Annotated in this window: 3 protein-coding genes and 1 tRNA gene; 1 reads left to right on the top strand and 3 read right to left on the bottom strand. The window is 68.1% G+C overall.

Annotated features, from left to right (window positions below; translation table 11 throughout):
- The coding region (locus R1101_RS27530; RefSeq protein ID WP_037224122.1) for a SelB domain-containing protein at nt 1–1331 on the top strand (1331 nt) is incomplete at its 5' end.
- Nucleotides 1332–1474: 143 nt separating this feature from the next.
- Here R1101_RS27530 and gdhA read toward each other — a convergent pair.
- From gdhA to R1101_RS27525, 3 genes are all read right to left on the bottom strand, one after another.
- The gene (gene gdhA / locus R1101_RS0118930; RefSeq protein WP_024100550.1) at nt 1475–2818 is read right to left on the bottom strand and encodes an NADP-specific glutamate dehydrogenase; all 1344 of its coding nucleotides are present in this window, start codon (nt 2816–2818) and stop codon (nt 1475–1477) included.
- 202 nt (nt 2819–3020) lie between these two features.
- A tRNA-Arg gene (locus R1101_RS0118925) sits at nt 3021–3094 on the bottom strand.
- Nucleotides 3095–3156: 62 nt separating this feature from the next.
- On the bottom strand, nt 3157–3464 hold a 308-nt coding region (locus tag R1101_RS27525; protein ID WP_016934904.1), incomplete at its 5' end, for a hypothetical protein.

Raw genomic sequence — 3464 nt, 5'->3', positions numbered from 1 at the left:
GGGCGCCCGTCGTCGCTGTGAGCGGACGCACCGGGATGGGCCTCGACGATCTCCGGGCCGCGTTGACGACGATGGTCGCGGCGCTCCCGGACCCGGATCCGCACGGCGACGTCCGGCTCTGGGTGGACCGCCGGTTCACCGTGCGCGGCTCCGGAACCGTCGTCACCGGAACGCTTCCCGCCGGCACGGTCCGGGTCGGCGACACCCTCGCCCTCGGCAGCGCACCGCTGCGGGTCCGTGGGGTGCAGGCACTCGGGCGCGACCGGACCGCGGTGAGCGGCGTGGCCCGGGTCGCCCTCAATCTCACCGGCCGGATCGACGACCTGGGCCGGGGCAGTGTGCTCGTGACGCCCGGTGCGTGGCACCACACGTCCGTCGTCGACGTGCGGATCAGCGGTGAGGACCGGCCTCCCGTCGCCCCAGTTTTCCACATCGGTGCTGCCGATGTCGGCGTCCACTGTCGTCCGCTGGCGGGCGATCTCGTCCGGCTCACTCTCGATCGCCCGCTGCCCCTGCGGATCGGCGACCGCGCGCTGCTGCGCGATCCGGGTCGCCGCACGATCTGGCGGGCCGACGTCCTCGATCCGGACCCGCCCCGCTTCCGGCGGCGTGGTGCCGCGGCACGCCGTGCCCGGCAACTCGCGGGGGCCGACGGTACGCCGAACTTGGCCGACGAACTCGCCCGCCGCGGAATCCTGCACCGTCAGCGGTTGCGTCAGTTGGGCATCCCTCTCGAGGAGGGAGATCATCTGGCGGTGGGTCCGTGGCTCGTCGCACCCGGCCTCGCGCGAGCGGTCACCGATCGGCTGCCCGCCCTCGTGCAGGCACACGCTCGCGCTCATCCCCTGGACCCGGCGGCACCGTTGGCCGTGCTGGCATCGCAGTTGCGGCTTCCCACTCCCGACCTCGTGCGTGCGCTGGTACGGCCGCCTCTCGAAGTCGTAGGGGGACGGGTGATCGCTCCGGGAGCCGCCGGTCTGCCGACGAAGATCCGCAAGGCCGTCGAGCAGGTGCGCCGCGACCTGTCGGCTGCCCCGTTCGCGGCCCCGACCGCCGATCGACTCCGCGAACTCGGCCTCGACGACCGTGCACTGGGCGCGGCCGAGCGCAGCGGACGACTGTGGCGGGTCGGTCCGGGCATCGTCCTGCTACCCGACGCCGCCGATGCTGCCGTCGAGTTGCTGGGAGAGCTGGAACAGCCCTTCACGACCAGTGCGGCACGCGAGCGGCTGGGAACGACACGGCGGGTGGTTCTTCCGTTGCTCGACCGGCTCGACAAGGCGGGCCGTACGCGACGGCTCCCCGACGACCGTCGCGAGATCGTCCACTAGGGCGGCACCGACTGTCGAGGCGGTCGAGTCCCGCTCTACGCGGATGCGCGAGGTGACGTGCACTCGACCACGAAGTGTGTCGAAACACGAAGTGCGGGTACCGACCTCGTCGGTACCCGCACTCGGGTGTGAGAAGTCGGTCGTCAGATGACGCCCAGTGCGAACATCGCGTCGGCGACCTTCACGAAGCCGGCGATGTTGGCGCCGTGGATGTAGTCGCCCGGCTTGCCGTACTCGGCGGCGGTCTCGACGCAGCGGCCGTGGATATCGGCCATGATGCCGGCGAGACGCTCGTCGGTGTAGTCGAAGTGCCACGAATCGCGCGAGGCGTTCTGCTGCATCTCCAGCGCCGAGGTCGCCACACCACCGGCGTTGGCGGCCTTGCCGGGCGCGAAGGCGACTCCGGCGTCGCGGAAGACGCTGATGCCACCCGGAGTGGTGGGCATGTTGGCGCCCTCGGCGACGATCTTCACGCCGTTGTTGACGAGGGTCTTCGCCGAGTCCTCGTCGAGTTCGTTCTGCGTGGCGCACGGCAGTGCGACGTCGCACGGCACGTTCCAGATGTTGCCGCCGGGGAAGAACTCGGCGTCGCCGCGCTCGTCGACGTACTCGGAGATGCGTCCGCGCCGGACTTCCTTGATCTCCTTGAGGAGAGCGACGTCGAGGCCCTTGCGGTCGACGATGTAACCGGAGGAGTCGGAGCAGGCGATCGCGGTGCCACCGAGCTGGTGGATCTTCTCGATGGCATAGATCGCGACGTTGCCGGAACCCGAGACGACGGCGGTGCGACCTTCGAGCGAGGTTCCCGCGGTCTTGGCCATCTCGTTGACGAAGTAGGCAGCGCCGTAACCGGTGGCCTCCTTGCGCACCTGCGAACCGCCCCAGGTGAGGCCCTTGCCGGTGAGCACGCCGGACTCGTAGGAGTTGGTGAGGCGCTTGTACTGGCCGAACAGGTAGCCGATCTCGCGGCCACCGACACCGATGTCACCGGCCGGAACGTCGGTGTACTCGCCGATGTGGCGGTGCAGCTCGGTCATGAACGACTGGCAGAAGCGCATGATCTCCTGCTCGGAGCGACCCTTGGGATCGAAGTCCGAGCCACCCTTGCCGCCGCCGATGGGCAGGCCGGTGAGAGCGTTCTTGAAGATCTGCTCGAAGCCGAGAAACTTGACGATGCCGAGGTTCACACTCGGGTGGAAGCGCAGGCCGCCCTTGTAGGGGCCGAGAACGCTGTTGTACTGCACGCGGAAGCCACGGTTGACGTGGACGTTGCCCTGGTCGTCGATCCACGGCACACGGAAGATGATCTGCCGTTCGGGCTCGCACAGGCGCTCGATCAGGCCGGATTCGAAGTATCCGGGGTGCCGCTCGAGCACGACATGCAGAGACTCGAACACTTCGGCTGCAGCCTGGTGGAATTCGGGTTCACCTGCGTTGCGGGCCTTGACCTGCTCGTAGATCTCTTCGATGCGGTCCGATGTCGACACGCCCACCTACCTGACTCTGTGAGGATTCTGTAACACGCGATTTACGACGAGAACTATAGGACGTGGTCCTTAGCATGTGTTAACCCAGCAGCGAGGTGGGATGAGAAACACACGGCCGGAGCGGCGTGTGAAAAGGGCGAATTGCCCGTTTCGGAAGTAGGATGCGCGACCCCGCCGCGAATGATCCGCCGGCGGTGGGAGGTGCCCCCGGCAGGACTCGAACCTGCGACCTAGAGATTAGAAGGCTCTTGCTCTATCCAGCTGAGCTACGGAGGCGCGGCCAAAAATCTTAGCGGGTGCCGTCGGCGGCGGGTGCACGCACCCTCACCGTCGGCGGGTCATCGCTCGAGTGTTGTGCCGCGGTCGTCGTCGGTGCTCGATTCGCCCCCGGGGACGTCCACATCCCCGGTCTTGAACCGCTGGACGACGTGATCGATTCCGACCCCCAGGACCACCGCGACGCAGATGGACACGGCCGCGCCGAACAACGGTTGCGATTCGAACCAGCCGCCGACGAGACGGCCCACCAGCGCCGAGTACAGCGCCCAGGTCGTACCGCCGAGGATCGTGAGGGGCACGAACTTCTGCCGTGGGTAGCGGGTCGCTCCGGCCGTCATGTTCACAGCGATCCGGCCGATCGGGATGT

It is taken from the genome of Rhodococcus sp. R1101 (genome assembly GCF_000278445.1).
Lineage (GTDB): Bacteria > Actinomycetota > Actinomycetes > Mycobacteriales > Mycobacteriaceae > Rhodococcus > Rhodococcus gordoniae.
Note: the sequence above shows the minus strand (reverse complement) of the source record. Positions and strands in the feature narration are given on the sequence as shown.